This is a genomic window from Pseudomonas sp. PDM31, assembly GCF_019218965.1.
Lineage (GTDB): Bacteria > Pseudomonadota > Gammaproteobacteria > Pseudomonadales > Pseudomonadaceae > Aquipseudomonas.
Map to the genome: position 1 here is coordinate 429,845 of NZ_JAHUWS010000005.1, position 13,399 is coordinate 443,243.

The following is a 13,399-nucleotide window of genomic DNA, read 5'->3' on the forward strand; positions in this document are numbered from 1 at the left end:
AAAGATTTGAATACCGCCATTGATGAGAACCGATTGATCGTCGGTTACACCCTGGCGCTTTGGTAATCCTGCAAAGGCGCGGTTGCGGCCGCGCCCACATCTTTCACTACCAGGAGCAATCGTGATGTCCTCTTCACCTGCACTGCATGCCCCCACCCTGCAAAGTTTCATCGCCGGTCGCTGGATCGGCCAACAAGGCGCTCAAGTACTGCGTAGCGCCATCGACGGCCATGAAATCGCCCGTACTCATGAGGAGCGTCCGGACTTCGCCGAAGCCATCGAGCACGGCCGTCGCCAGGGCATCAGTGGCTTGATGGCTCTGGATTTCCAGCAACGCGCTCAACGTCTCAAGGCTCTGGCCCTGTACCTGAGCGAGCGCAAGGAACAGCTCTACGCGATTTCCCACCACAGTGGCGCCACCCGTGCCGACAGCTGGATCGACATCGAAGGCGGCAACAGCACGCTGTTCACCTACGCCAGCCTCGGCTCCCGTGAACTGCCGTCGGGCAACGTCGTCCATGAAGGCCCGGCCATGCAGCTGAGCAAAATGGGTACGTTCGCCGGCACCCACATCCTGGTGCCTCGCGGTGGCCTGGCGGTGCACATCAATGCGTTCAATTTCCCGATCTGGGGAATGCTGGAAAAGTTCGCCCCGAGCTTCCTCGCCGGCATGCCATGCATTGTCAAACCAGCCAGCGCCACCAGCTATCTGACCGAAGCCGTGGTACGCATGATGGACGAATCCGGCCTGCTCCCACCGGGTAGCCTGCAATTGATCATCGGCGGCACAGGTGATTTGCTCGACCGCCTGCAAGGCCAGGACGTGGTGACCTTCACCGGTTCCGCCGACACTGCGGCCAAGCTGCGGGTCAACCCGAACCTGATTCGCAACTCGGTGCCGTTCAATGCCGAAGCCGACTCGCTGAACTGCGCGATCCTCGCCCCGGACGTCACTCCGGATGATGAAGAGTTCGAGCTGTTCATCAAGGAAGTCGCCCGGGAGATGACCACCAAGGCCGGGCAGAAATGCACCGCCATCCGCCGCGCCATCGTGCCGGCCAAACACATCGATGCCGTGGCCACGCGCCTGCGTGATCGCCTGGCTAAAGTGGTGGTTGGCGATCCGTCAGTGGAAGGTGTGCGCATGGGTGCACTGGCTTCCCACGATCAGCAAAAAGACGTGGCCGAGCGCCTGGAAAGCCTGTTGCAGAGCAGCGACATGCTGTTTGGCGCTCGCGACGGTTTCGAGCCGCGTGGTGTCAACGTCGACAACGGCGCGTTCTTCGCCCCTACCCTGTTGCAGGCCCGCGACCCGCATGCCGAAGGCGGCGCCCACGATATCGAAGCGTTCGGTCCGGTCAGCACGTTGATGGCTTACGACGACCTCGATGAAGCGCTGGCTCTGGCGGCACGCGGCAAAGGCAGCCTGGTGGCCAGTTTGATCACCAAAGATCCGCAAATCGCCGCCAAAGCCATTCCGGTGGCGGCTGCGTTGCATGGTCGTTTGTTGGTGCTGGACCGTGAATCCGCTGGCGAATCCACCGGCCACGGCTCGCCGCTGCCGCAACTCAAGCACGGCGGTCCGGGTCGTGCCGGCGGCGGTGAAGAACTCGGCGGTCTGCGTGCCGTGAAACACTACCTGCAACGCGCGGCAGTGCAAGGTTCGCCGACTATGCTGGCGGCGGTTACCGGCGAGTACGTGCGTGGTGCCAAGGTTATCGAGACCGAGGTGCATCCGTTCCGTCGCTACTTCCAGGACCTGCAGATTGGCGAGTCGCTGCTGACTCACCGTCGCACCGTCACCGAGGCCGATCTGGTGAACTTCGGCTGCCTGTCGGGTGATCACTTCTACATGCACTTCGACGACATCGCCGCCAAGGAATCGCAGTTCGGCAAGCGCATCGCCCACGGCTACTTCGTGCTGTCGGCAGCGGCCGGTCTGTTCGTATCCCCTGGCGTCGGCCCGGTGCTGGCCAACTACGGCCTCGATACCCTGCGCTTCATCAACCCGGTGGGCATCGGCGACACCATCCAGGCGCGCCTGACCTGCAAGCGCAAGATCGACCAGGGCAAGAAGAGCCCGCAAGGCATCCCGCAAGGGGTGGTGGCGTGGGATGTGGAAGTGACCAACCAGCTGGGTGAGCTGGTGGCGAGCTACGACATTCTGACCCTGGTCGTAAAACGCGAAGACTGACTACGTCCCTTAGGAGCCGGCTTGCTGGCGATGGCGATCAACCGGCAAAGATGATGCCGACTGACCCACCGCCATCGCCGACAAGCCAGCTCCTAAAAGTCCGCGTGCGCCCTGCTGTACACAAGACCTGTAGGAGCGAGCATGCTCCGGGCGGCGTTCCGACGATGGTCATGAACGATGGCACTGGCTGCCTGACACCCCGTGGCGATCTCCGGTTTTTCGCGAGCATGCTCGCTCCTACAGAGGTCAGTGCCTGCGCAACCACTCGATAGACAACGCAAACAACTTCGACTGCGAACCCACCTCCAGTTTCCGGTACAGGTTCTTGCGGTGCATGCGCACGGTTTCCGGGGAGATGTTCATCTGGCTGGCCGTGGACTTCACCGAGTGTCCGCGCAAGACCATCTGCGCTACTTCCCGCTCGCGCTCGATGAGCACATCACAGCCCAATTGCTCGAAGGCCGACTGCACCCGCTGCTTGAGGTCATCGTCGGCCGCCACTTCGAGGATGCACACCCTCACAGACTGGAAATCACCTTAAGCAGTGTCTTGCCCATAGCAAATGCACCGTATCAAGCGAGTTCGGCTCTGGATGCGCGGATGCCCTTACTATTGGACGATTTACCGGGCCGCACCATACCCCGAATGGGTGTGTACCGCTTTTCGCTCGCAGGCATGGCAAAAAACAGCAGCGCAGTTGACCCGTTTTGCCATGGATCAGGGGGTGTCCGGCGCTTAAAGTGGCACCCTGAACCGACCACCCCAGGTACAAGTGATGACTGACTTGATCAAACGCGAACAACGTGAAGGCGTACTGACGCTGACACTTGACCGTCCCGACAAGCTCAACGCACTGAACAACAGCCTGTACACGCAACTGGCCGACCTCTTGCTGGCCGCCGACGAAGACGAGCAAACTGGCGTCATCATCCTGACCGGCGGCCCGACCTGTTTCACCAGCGGCAATGATCTGGTGGACTTTCTCCAGCACCCACCGACGCATCTGGACAGCCCGGCATTCCGTCTGATGAAGGTCGTGACCCGCCTGCAAAAGCCGTTGATTGCAGCGGTATGCGGGGCGGCCATCGGCATTGGCACCACCTTGCTGCTGCATTGCGATCAGGTATTGGTCACGCGCAATGCCAAGCTGCGCATGCCGTTTGTCAATCTGGGCCTGTGCCCCGAGTTCGGCGCCAGCCTGTTGTTGCCACGCCGCCTCGGCCACGCCCGCGCCGCGCGCTTGCTCCTGCTGGGCGACAGCCTGGATGGGAGCGAGGCCGTCGCCTGGGGCCTGGCCAACGAAGCCTTCGCTGACGGCGCCCAATGCCTGGCGGCGGCGACAAAGATCGCCCAGCGCTTTCTCGCATTGCCGCAGGAGGCCTTGCGCCAATCCCGGCAGTTGATGAAACAGGCCAGCCTGGCAGAACTTGAAGCCACTTTGCGCGAAGAAAACCTGCTGTTCATCCAGCGACTTAACAGCGACGAGGCGAAAACCGCCTTGAACGCCCTGCTCAATCGCAGTACCGAAAAGCATTCACCGAAAGGAACCCAGCCATGAACACCCCCGAAATCTACGTCGTCAGCGCCGCCCGCACCGCCATTGGTACCTTCGGTGGTTCACTCAAGGACGTGCCGCCGGCCGACCTCGCGACCACCGCCGTGAAAGCCGCCCTGCAACGGGCCGGCGTCGATCCGGCCCAGGTTGGCCATCTGGTGATGGGCAACGTGATCCCGACCGACACCCGCGACGCCTACATCTCCCGCGTTGCCGCGATCAATGCCGGCATCCCGAAAGAAACCCCGGCCTACAACGTCAACCGCCTGTGCGGTTCGGGCCTGCAAGCCATCATCAATGCTGCACAGACGCTGATGCTCGGCGATGCCGACATCGCCATCGGTGCCGGCGCCGAATCCATGAGCCGCGGCCCGTACCTGATGCCTACCGCCCGTTGGGGTTCGCGCATGGGTAACGTGCAAGCGATCGACTACATGCTCGGCATCCTGCATGACCCGTTCCACGGCATCCACATGGGCATCACCGCGGAAAACGTTGCCGCGCGCAACGGCATCACCCGCGAAATGCAGGACGCCCTGGCCCTGGAAGACCAGAAGCGTGCAGCCCACGCCATTGCCAACGGCTACTTCAGCGAGCAGATCGCTGGCGTGGAAATCCGTGATCGCAAAGAAACCAAACTGTTCACCCTCGACGAGCATCCACGTGCCACGACCATGGAACAGCTGGCGGCCATGAAGCCGGCGTTCAAGAAAGACGGCTCGGTCACCGCCGGTAACGCTTCGGGCCTCAACGACGGCGCCGCTGCGCTGGTCATGGCCACCGGTGCTGCGGTTCAGGGCAGCAACCTGCGCCCTCTGGCCCGTCTGGTCAGCTACGCCCACGCCGGTGTCGAGCCGGAACTGATGGGCCTGGGCCCGATCCCGGCCACCCGCCTGGCACTCAAGCGTGCCGGCCTGACCGTCGCAGACCTGGACGTGATCGAAGCCAACATCGCCTTCGCCGCCCAAGCCTGTGCCGTCAGCCAGGAGCTGGACCTCGACCCGGCCAAGGTCAACCCGAACGGTTCGGGTATCGCCCTGGGTCACCCGGTTGGCGCGACCGGTGCGATCATCGCCACCAAGGCCATCCATGAACTGCACCGCGTCAACGGCCGTTATGCGCTGGTGACCATGTGCATCGGTGGTGGTCAGGGGATTGCGGCGATTTTCGAACGCGTTTAATACCCCGAAGCTGCCAAAAAATCGGGTCGTAATTCGTCAAATTGAAGCGATTGAATAATCGCTGAATAACCTGTGGCGAGGGAGCTTGCTCCCTCGCCACATTTTGCCGTGCTGTTTGACCCCTCCCCCCCGAGCCGGTCATACCGCTTCAATCTCGTGGCTACCGGCAGCCATCCTCACCAAAAGCTCACTCCAAAACACCTGTCCTCCGTTATGGGCAATGTCCATCTTGCGCCTGGCGATCAGCACATCCGTAAAGAAATGACACATCCGGAAATCGGAGACAGTCATTTCGGAAACGTCCCACAGCCAAAATCCGATCCTCCCGTTAAGGTCAATGTCCCAAAGACACGCTGGATTCCCTGCAAGGAAGAAAAAGCATGACTAAAAAGGCAGTTATCGTTTTCAGTGGCGGACAAGACTCAACAACCTGCTTGATCCATGCACTACCGCTCTACGATGAAATTCACTGTATTACTTTCGACTATGGTCAGCGTCATCGTGCGGAAATTGAAGTTGCGCAACAACTTTCAAAAAAACTTGGCGTGAAAGCACACAAAATACTTGATATTTCATTGCTTAATGAGTTGGCCATCAGCAGCTTGACACGCGACAACATTCCAGTACCAAGCACAAGCAACCCAGGAGAAAATCTACCGAGCACTTTTGTACCTGGTAGAAATATTCTATTTTTAACCTTGGCGTCTATTTACGCCTATCAAGTTCAAGCTCATACCGTCATCACCGGAGTTTGTGAGACCGACTACTCGGGCTACCCTGATTGCCGACATGAATTCGTCAAGGCTCTGAACAACGCCATCGCGTTAGGAATGGAGCACAAACTACACCTTGAAACTCCTCTAATGTGGTTAAACAAGGCGGAAACGTGGGCGCTTGCCGACCACCATCAAAAACTAGACTTGATTCGCGATCAGACTTTGACTTGCTATAACGGAATAAAAGGCCCCGGCTGTAGCAACTGTGCCGCCTGTAACCTGCGCGAGAAGGGGCTGAACTCCTATCTAGAAAACAAACTGGAAACAATGAAAAATCTGAAGAGCAAAATAAATCTAAAATAGCACACGCATTGTAAAGGGATATAAACCGCAGGCAATTGGTTTATACCCCTCCTACTTATGCCACCTGCCCTCCTACTACATATTTCTTGAACAGCGACCGGGCACCATAAGCCGGCAACACATTGAAAACAGCAAAGCACATTTTGATGACTATCTGAACATAAATAATATTCAGAATTTCTCTATTCTCCATAGTTCCGTAAAACGCAATAAAGCAAAAAATAAAGCTATCTATTATCACCGCAAAAAAGGTGCTGAAGAACACCCGTAAAAATAGAAACCTTGAGCTTGTAAGCTCCTTTATTTTACAAAGCAGGTACGAATTCACATACTCAGAAAAAAGAAAAGATACAGATGACGCGACCAATGCAGAGGAGACATGACTGATTACCTCCCCATAGGGCTCATCAAGCCTCCAGGTAGATAACCCAGGGAGAAATCCACTAATAGTTAGAAGAACAAGAATAAAGGCATTACTCGCAAAGGCAAACAATATCGCTCTCCTTGCGAGCCTAAGCCCATATGATTCATTTAACAAATCGACAATTAAAAAAGTAAGCGGATAGAGGAAGACACCAGGAGTAACAACAACATCAAAATACTCCAAATAAACAAGCTTTGCCGCAGCAACATTGGTGAACACATACAAGGCAAACAACATTAGGTTAAGAGCAACATAAGTCATCCACGATCTCTCATGACGATCACTTATTTCATATGCTGTCAACGCCCCGCCACCAGAATAAAACTTTCTATACACCTCCTTTATTTCGACCTTACTTAAATTATCCAACACCTCACTTTTCACTAAGTCTCCGAGTTTTATTTTTATAACTTTACCTGTGGAGACAATCATAACCACAGCAAGGTTTTTGCTTTTTTCAAACCCAAGCAGGCGATACCTGCTATTTTCTTGATCTCTAACCATTGAACCTTTCCTCTATTATCTCCCCCACGACACAAAAAACATCAGAATCAAATAAAGGCGCGCACGTTACAAACAGCTTTTTCGTCGACTTGTCATAGACTAGCTTTTCCTTATCACTATTCGACAATCCCTTCTTTATTATCAACAGATCTCCGGGATCGTTGACCCCACTAATTCCCCTCTCCAATAATACACCGATAAGATTGCAAGCCGTGCCAAAATAATAAGTAAGAGGGTGAGTTGCCGCCAACTCGCCAATTCGCTTGTCAAGATTCTGAAAAAGCAGACTTTCTTTAATAATCGGCACTGCCGCCGGATTCATATTCCCATGAAGAGAAATACTACTCTCAACCATCTCTTTCTCTTCGAAATCAACAGTCTCTATTTCCTTGTATGACACGCCAAAAAAATCAGAAATTTTGCGAATGGTGGATTGCTGAACATTGACTACCTTCCCTTCCAGGATGTTATAAATCGTAGTTCTGGTCAAACCACTTGAATTGCACAACGACATTCGTGTTTCGCCACGACTTTTTATCAAGTACTTAATATTGCTCTTTAGCTTTTCTGTCTTCTCTTTTTTGTACATTAAATAGCTACCAGTTTAATTACATATAAAAACACCGCCACAACGACTTATGTTCGAGACCAGCCTTCCGCATTTCGCCCCAACAAAAAAGACAACATTGCAATCACACCTAACAACCGTCAAATAATGTTTCACACCACCCTGCTCAGCGTCAAACACTACATACATGCCCTACTTGCATTGAGGATATTTCTTACAAACCCGCACCCTTTAACGAAAAATCTTACAGAAAACTCCAAACATCTAGCACGACAACCAAATATGAATCATTTAATTACATAGATGTTCAATTTTTTGATTAATTGATTGGAGTTTTCTGGTAATAATTCTAACGGTCAGCCAACTCGCGCACTGCCGCTAATCAATCCCGATAGACGGCATGGGACTGGCATTTAAACTTTGCAAGGAGCTCCGACATGAAAAAAACCGCCCGCAACTCCCCGCAATCGTCCCTTCGGTCAGACTTCGAGGAGATCGATATCTCCAGGCTCTCCGAAATAACCGAACCCCTTGTCAGCGCGCGTCTGCGCAATCCAAATCGTCCCGACCCGGTTAGCCATGTCTTCACCATCATGCCGAACATCGACACCGAGTCGCTGCTCTGTCACGCCTGTGAAACGCTCGCCTCCCTGAATGTGATGGCCACCGACCTGGCGTGTGAACTTGAAGGCTCGCGCCGCAATGTAATGCTGGCGATTCAGCAACTGGCGGTGTTAGGCGAGTTATTGGTCAATCGGGCGCTGGACAATCTGGACCCGCTGGGCGGTGGTCCGGAGGCATCGCCAAATAGGTAAGCTCAATGGACACGTTTGGGGACCCAAAGGAGGTTTTTTTTCATGGATCGATATATGCCCATCACTGGTATCAACTGCACCATTGCGTCGATGGTGATCGACACTGAAGCACCACTGGACGTGTTACACGAAACGGCGGCCTACCGAATTCGCACTGCGACTCAACTACTGGAAAGCTTCGCGTTCGGCGAGGGCGTGCACAGTGAGTTGGCGCGGGTCCTGGTGGTTTCGTTACGTGATGGCTGTGATTTGATGGATGTCGTCGGACGACGACTGCAGGCGCAGGTTTCTGCCTAGGGAACTGCACCGCGTCAACGGCCGTTATGCGCTGGTGACCATGTGCATCGGTGGCGGCCAGGGTATCGCGGCGATTTTCGAACGCGTTTAATCCCGCGCGGCTCCCCCTGAAGAAGCTGCCGCAGGCTGCGATCCTTTGATTTTGATTTTTAAAAACAAGATCAAAGGATCGCAGCCTGCGGCAGCTCCGACAGGTTGTTCGACATTAAAGTTCGTACCTGGCCTGCGGCCTCCCTCACAAAACATCCTCGCCCATTCAAAGCACCTGACGACCGGCAGCAAAAATCATTTGCCAGAGAATATTACACATATCATATTATGAGCGTAATTAAAGCCGCTCCGACAGGTATTCGCCATGACCAGTATGCCTACCGTTGAACCCGAACTTGCTGTCCCGGTGCCCTCCAGATCCCCGGTGCTCAAGCGCCTGCTCCTGTCGACACTGAGCATCGCGGCGCTGGTGCTGGCTGGACTGTTCGCAACGCACTGGTGGACCGCCGGGCGCTTCATCGAGCAAACCGACGACGCCTACATCGGCGCCAATGTGACGGTGATAGGACCGAAGGTGGCAGGCTATATCGACGAAGTGCTGGTGATCGACAACCAGCAGGTCAAGGCTGGCGACTTGTTGATTCGTCTCGATTCGCGCGACTACCGCGCCCACCTGGCCAAGGCCGAAGGCGCGGTCGCCGCGCAAGAGGCCTTGCTGGCCAACCTCGACGCCACCGAACAACTGCAACAGGCGGTCATCGCCCAGGCCCACGCCGGTATCGATGCTGCCGGTGCGGAAACCGCCCGCTCCCGGGACGACGATGCGCGCTATAAAAAACTGGTCAGCACCAGCGCTGTCTCGGTAGAAAGCGCGCAACGGGCCAATGCCACCTTCAAGACCGCCCAGGCGCAAAGCAACCGCGCCCAGGCAGAGCTGCTGGCGGCGCAGCGCCAGTTGAACGTGATAGCCACCCAGAAACAGCAGGCCCGCGCCGCGTTGATCCAGGCCAGGGCCGAACGTGATCTGGCGCAATTGAATGTCGGCTACACCGAGCTGCGCGCGCCGGTCGACGGCGTGATCGGCAATCGCCGGGCCCGGGTCGGGGCCTATGCACAGGCGGGTTCGCAGTTACTCTCGGTGGTGCCCTCCAGCGGGCTGTGGGTCGATGCCAACTTCAAGGAAGACCAACTGGCGCGCATGCTCCCGGGGCAGCGAGTGGTGATTCATGCCGATGTGCTCTCGGGCCAGGCATTCCACGGGTACCTGGACAGCCTCGCGCCGGCCAGCGGTTCGCAGTTCAGCGTGTTGCCACCGGAAAACGCCACCGGCAACTTCACCAAAATCGTCCAGCGGGTACCGGTACGCATCCACCTCGACCCGGCCGACAGCCTGCTCGGCCACCTGCGTCCCGGTCTGTCGGTGACCGCTGAAGTCGACACGCGCAAGGAACCTGAAGCACCCGCCGTGGCCAGCGCACCATGAGCCGCGCCCTCGCCGCGCCCGCGCAACCGTTCAATGCCGCAAGCATGGCGACGGCGACCAAAGTCTTCGCCTTCGCCAGCATGTGCGTCGGCATGTTCATTGCCCTGCTGGATATCCAGATTGTCTCGGCCTCGCTGCGGGACATCGGCGGCGGACTCTCCGCCGGCACTGACGAAACCGCGTGGATACAGACCAGCTACCTGATCGCCGAAATCATCGTGATCCCGCTGTCCGGCTGGTTGTCGCGGGTGTTTTCCACACGCTGGCTGTTTTGCGCGTCGGCCGTGGGGTTCACCCTCACCAGCCTGCTCTGCGGCGCGGCCTGGAACATCCAGAGCATGATCGCTTTCCGTGCCCTGCAAGGCTTTCTAGGCGGTTCGATGATCCCTCTGGTGTTCACCACGGCCTTCGTTTTCTTCACGGGCAAGCAACGGGTGATCGCTGCCGCAACCATCGGCGCGGTGGCATCGCTGGCGCCGACCCTGGGCCCGGTGATCGGTGGCTGGATCACCGATATTTCGTCCTGGCACTGGTTGTTCTATATCAATCTGGTGCCCGGTGTATTCGTAGCCGTAGCGGTGCCGATGCTGGTGAAAATCGACCAGCCTGAATTGTCGCTGCTCAAAGGCGCGGATTACCTGAGCATGGTGTTTCTGGCGCTGTTCCTCGGCTGCCTGGAGTACACCCTGGAGGAAGGACCGCGCTGGAACTGGTTCAGCGACCACACGATCCTGACCACGGCATGGGTCAGCGGGTTGGCCGGGCTGGCGTTCATCGGCCGGACCTTGCACGTGGCCAACCCGATCGTCGATTTGCGCGCCTTGAAGGACCGCAACTTCGCCCTCGGCTGCTTCTTTTCATTCGTCACCGGAATCGGCCTGTTCGCCACCATTTACCTGACGCCGCTGTTTCTCGGGCGGGTGCGCGGCTACGGTGCGCTGGACATTGGTCTGGCGGTTTTCTCCACCGGGGTGTTCCAGATCCTGGCCATTCCTCTGTATGCCTTTCTGGCCAACCGCGTCGACCTGCGCTGGATCATGATGACGGGCCTTGGCCTGTTCGCGCTGTCGATGTGGGATTTCAGCCCGATCACCCATGACTGGGGGGCCAGGGAGTTGATGCTGCCCCAAGCCTTGCGCGGGATTGCCCAGCAACTGGCGGTACCGCCGGCCGTAACCTTGACCCTCGGGGGGTTGGCACCGGCGCGGCTCAAACATGCTTCGGGGTTGTTCAACCTGATGCGCAACCTGGGCGGGGCCATCGGCATTGCCGCGTGCGCGACCATCCTCAACGATCGCACCAACCTGCACTTCACCCGGTTGGCGGAGAACCTCAACAGCACTAACGAAGCGCTGAATCATTGGCTGTCCCAGGTCGGCAACAACTTCGCCGCCCTCGGCCAGAGCGGTGACGCCGCAGTCACCGCCAGCCTGCACCAGTTATGGCTTTTGACCTACCGCGAAGCCCAGACGCAAACCTATGGCGACGCGTTTCTGATGATCATGGTCTGCTTCATCATCGCCACGGCGATGGTGCCCCTGATGCGCAAGGTGCAACCACCGGCCGCGCCCAGTGCCGATGGGCATTGAGGCTCAGACTTTTGCGCGCCTGGCACTGACACCGAACAGCCGGCGTGGGGTTTCACCCATCTTGATGGCGTCGGCGGAAGTGGGTGTGGCACCAAGTCAGTCCCCCTGGTGCTCAGCACAAATAGCCAATCTTTCAGAAGTCGAGGAGGCCACGGGGTCCTGACAACGCGTTTTTTGGGCTAAACATGACTGCGATCACGCAACCACTGCAAAAACCCCCGTTTCTGCGCCACAACCGGCACATCCTGGGTCAGCGATTGCGCCTTGTGCAACCGGTAATCCAGCAAGGCTTTCATCGCATCATTGATCTCGTGCCGGGCGTCCAGGCACGGTTTGAGGTATTGCTTCTCGATGCGGTACAGGCCGCAGGCGGTTTTTGCGGTAAAGGTGGCGGGCAGCGCGGAATCGGACAGGATGCCGGCCTCGCCGATCACCTCCCCCGGGCCCATGCGACCGGATTCTAACGGCACACCCTGGCGGGTCAGCGTCACTGTGACCACCCCGGATTCAATGATGAACAAATGATCGCTGACCTCCCCCGCCTGCAGAATCGTCTCCCCGGCGCGAAAGGCTTGCAGGGTCATGTTCTGGCTGAAAGTGTCTTTCTCCTCCTGACGCAAGGTGGAGAAAATCGGCGAACTGTCGAGCATCGCCCGTTGCCGTGACAGCCCGGCCGAAGGAGCGAATTCCTCGCTGGACAACAAACTGACTCCACAAGCCTGCAAGTGCCGATAGGCCAGATCGAACAGTTGGTTACGCACAGAACGTTTCTCGCTCATCGACGCGACGAAGCCGCTGATTTCATACTCGACCCCGGTACTGCCGGAGCTTTTCAGTGCCACACTCGGTGCCGGCTCGTCGAGCAGAAAGCGACAGCCCTGCATGGCCCGCTCCAGGGCGTCGATCACTGTATTGGGCCGTGCATGGGGGCTAAGTACCAGGGAAATGGAAACGCCGAACATATTGCTCGGCCTGCTGAAGTTGATGATCTTGGCCTTGGCCGCCAGGGAGTTGGGGATCACCGCCATGCTGCCCTTGGCGGTTTGCAGGCGCGTGGCGCGCCAGTCGATATCGGTGACCCGGCCTTCAGTGCCGTCTATGGAGATCCAGTCATCGAGTTGATAGGGTTTGGTGGTGTTGAGGACTATCCCGGAGAACACGTCGCTGAGGGTGCTTTGCAAAGCCAGGCCGACGATGATCGCCAAGGCACCGGAGGTCGCCAGCACGCCTTTGACCGGCAGCTCGAGCACGTAGGCCAGGGCCGCGATGACCGCAATCAGGAAGATCACTGCCCCGAGCAGATCCTGCAGCAGCCGCCCGGTGTGCCCTACCCGTTGCATCATGCCCGCGCCAATCAACACCGTCAGGGTTCGCGCAGCAAACAGCCACCAAGCGATCTGCAAGCCAGTGGCCGCCAGGTGCAGGGGCACGTTATCGGGCCAGGGCGCGGGTTCCAGTGGATTGAGACCTTCATTGAACAGCAGCACGCTGAACAGGGCGAAAATCACCACCCGTACGAGCAATCGCCAGGCGCTGCCCATGGAACTGAGCAAGCGCCACAAGCCCAGATCGATGACGATCAACGTCATGGCGCAGACCAGCGGGTGTTCGGTAAGCAGTGACAGCATCAAGCAACTCCAGCAAGGCCAATACCGCGATGATTGGCCATAGTGTAGGAGCAATTGATTTCGCTGGATGAATACTGCCTGCAAAACACCA

12 protein-coding genes and 1 pseudogene are annotated in these 13,399 nt (G+C 57.3%); 8 read left to right on the forward strand and 5 right to left on the reverse strand.

Annotation, left to right across the window (positions count from 1 at the left end):
• The first annotated feature begins 124 nt into the window (after positions 1 to 124).
• Complete coding sequence (gene paaZ, locus KW839_RS12980) at positions 125 to 2,194, forward strand: phenylacetic acid degradation bifunctional protein PaaZ (protein WP_060539885.1); 2,070 nt, start codon at positions 125 to 127, stop codon at positions 2,192 to 2,194.
• A 246-nt stretch (positions 2,195 to 2,440) separates the two neighbouring features.
• Here paaZ and KW839_RS12985 read toward each other — a convergent pair.
• Positions 2,441 to 2,683, reverse strand: a pseudogene (locus KW839_RS12985) (helix-turn-helix transcriptional regulator); the annotation flags it as partial.
• Positions 2,684 to 2,969: 286 nt separating this feature from the next.
• Here KW839_RS12985 and KW839_RS12990 point away from each other — a divergent pair.
• The gene (locus tag KW839_RS12990; protein ID WP_218424552.1) at positions 2,970 to 3,752 is read left to right on the forward strand and encodes an enoyl-CoA hydratase-related protein; all 783 of its coding nucleotides are present in this window, start codon (positions 2,970 to 2,972) and stop codon (positions 3,750 to 3,752) included.
• Positions 3,749 to 4,930: an acetyl-CoA C-acyltransferase family protein gene (locus tag KW839_RS12995; protein ID WP_060539888.1), complete on the forward strand. Its 1,182-nt coding sequence runs from the start codon at positions 3,749 to 3,751 to the stop codon at positions 4,928 to 4,930. Before KW839_RS12990 ends, KW839_RS12995 begins: the two co-directional genes overlap by 4 nt.
• Before the next feature lie 138 nt (positions 4,931 to 5,068).
• Here KW839_RS12995 and KW839_RS13000 read toward each other — a convergent pair whose 3' ends face one another.
• Positions 5,069 to 5,221 carry a hypothetical protein gene (locus KW839_RS13000; RefSeq protein WP_218424553.1) on the reverse strand — a complete coding sequence of 51 codons (153 nt, stop codon included), beginning with the start codon at positions 5,219 to 5,221 and terminating at the stop codon, positions 5,069 to 5,071.
• 89 nt (positions 5,222 to 5,310) lie between these two features.
• Between KW839_RS13000 and queC the strand changes: the two genes are divergently transcribed.
• A complete protein-coding gene (gene queC, locus KW839_RS13005) occupies positions 5,311 to 6,009 on the forward strand; it encodes a 7-cyano-7-deazaguanine synthase QueC (protein WP_218424554.1) in 699 nt (232 codons plus the stop codon).
• A 55-nt stretch (positions 6,010 to 6,064) separates the two neighbouring features.
• Here queC and KW839_RS13010 read toward each other — a convergent pair whose 3' ends face one another.
• Entirely contained in the window at positions 6,065 to 6,937 is an 873-nt protein-coding gene (locus KW839_RS13010) for a queuosine precursor transporter (RefSeq protein ID WP_218424555.1), read from the reverse strand.
• A complete protein-coding gene (locus KW839_RS13015) occupies positions 6,930 to 7,526 on the reverse strand; it encodes a helix-turn-helix transcriptional regulator (RefSeq protein ID WP_218424556.1) in 597 nt (198 codons plus the stop codon). Before KW839_RS13015 ends, KW839_RS13010 begins: the two co-directional genes overlap by 8 nt.
• 416 nt (positions 7,527 to 7,942) lie before the next feature.
• On the opposite strand from KW839_RS13015, the gene KW839_RS13020 reads away from it, so the two are divergent.
• The 4 genes from KW839_RS13020 (at position 7,943) to KW839_RS13040 (ending at position 11,680) form a co-directional block, all read left to right on the forward strand.
• Positions 7,943 to 8,320, forward strand: a complete 378-nt coding sequence (locus KW839_RS13020; RefSeq protein ID WP_218424557.1) for a DUF6124 family protein — start codon at positions 7,943 to 7,945, stop codon at positions 8,318 to 8,320.
• Positions 8,321 to 8,362: 42 nt separating this feature from the next.
• A complete protein-coding gene (locus tag KW839_RS13025) occupies positions 8,363 to 8,617 on the forward strand; it encodes a hypothetical protein (RefSeq protein ID WP_218424558.1) in 255 nt (84 codons plus the stop codon).
• A 355-nt stretch (positions 8,618 to 8,972) separates the two neighbouring features.
• Positions 8,973 to 10,091 (forward strand): HlyD family secretion protein, encoded by a 1,119-nt coding sequence (locus KW839_RS13035; RefSeq protein ID WP_218424559.1) that lies wholly within the window; start codon positions 8,973 to 8,975, stop codon positions 10,089 to 10,091.
• Positions 10,088 to 11,680, forward strand: a complete 1,593-nt coding sequence (locus KW839_RS13040; RefSeq protein ID WP_218424560.1) for a DHA2 family efflux MFS transporter permease subunit — start codon at positions 10,088 to 10,090, stop codon at positions 11,678 to 11,680. Before KW839_RS13035 ends, KW839_RS13040 begins: the two co-directional genes overlap by 4 nt.
• 179 nt (positions 11,681 to 11,859) lie before the next feature.
• Here KW839_RS13040 and KW839_RS13045 read toward each other — a convergent pair whose 3' ends face one another.
• The gene (locus tag KW839_RS13045; protein WP_218424561.1) at positions 11,860 to 13,308 is read right to left on the reverse strand and encodes a mechanosensitive ion channel domain-containing protein; all 1,449 of its coding nucleotides are present in this window, start codon (positions 13,306 to 13,308) and stop codon (positions 11,860 to 11,862) included.
• Between the last annotated feature and the right edge of the window lie 91 nt (positions 13,309 to 13,399).

Coding starts and splice junctions, on each gene's coding strand:
- KW839_RS13015 (WP_218424556.1), bottom strand. CDS start 7,526: ATGTACAAAAAAGAGAAGACAGAAAAGCTAAAGAGCAATATTAAGTAC.
- KW839_RS12995 (WP_060539888.1), top strand. CDS start 3,749: ATGAACACCCCCGAAATCTACGTCGTCAGCGCCGCCCGCACCGCCATT.
- KW839_RS13010 (WP_218424555.1), bottom strand. CDS start 6,937: ATGGTTAGAGATCAAGAAAATAGCAGGTATCGCCTGCTTGGGTTTGAA.
- KW839_RS12990 (WP_218424552.1), top strand. CDS start 2,970: ATGACTGACTTGATCAAACGCGAACAACGTGAAGGCGTACTGACGCTG.
- KW839_RS13025 (WP_218424558.1), top strand. CDS start 8,363: ATGGATCGATATATGCCCATCACTGGTATCAACTGCACCATTGCGTCG.
- KW839_RS13000 (WP_218424553.1), bottom strand. CDS start 5,221: ATGACTGTCTCCGATTTCCGGATGTGTCATTTCTTTACGGATGTGCTG.
- KW839_RS13035 (WP_218424559.1), top strand. CDS start 8,973: ATGACCAGTATGCCTACCGTTGAACCCGAACTTGCTGTCCCGGTGCCC.
- queC (WP_218424554.1), top strand. CDS start 5,311: ATGACTAAAAAGGCAGTTATCGTTTTCAGTGGCGGACAAGACTCAACA.
- KW839_RS13020 (WP_218424557.1), top strand. CDS start 7,943: ATGAAAAAAACCGCCCGCAACTCCCCGCAATCGTCCCTTCGGTCAGAC.
- KW839_RS13045 (WP_218424561.1), bottom strand. CDS start 13,308: ATGCTGTCACTGCTTACCGAACACCCGCTGGTCTGCGCCATGACGTTG.
- KW839_RS13040 (WP_218424560.1), top strand. CDS start 10,088: ATGAGCCGCGCCCTCGCCGCGCCCGCGCAACCGTTCAATGCCGCAAGC.
- paaZ (WP_060539885.1), top strand. CDS start 125: ATGTCCTCTTCACCTGCACTGCATGCCCCCACCCTGCAAAGTTTCATC.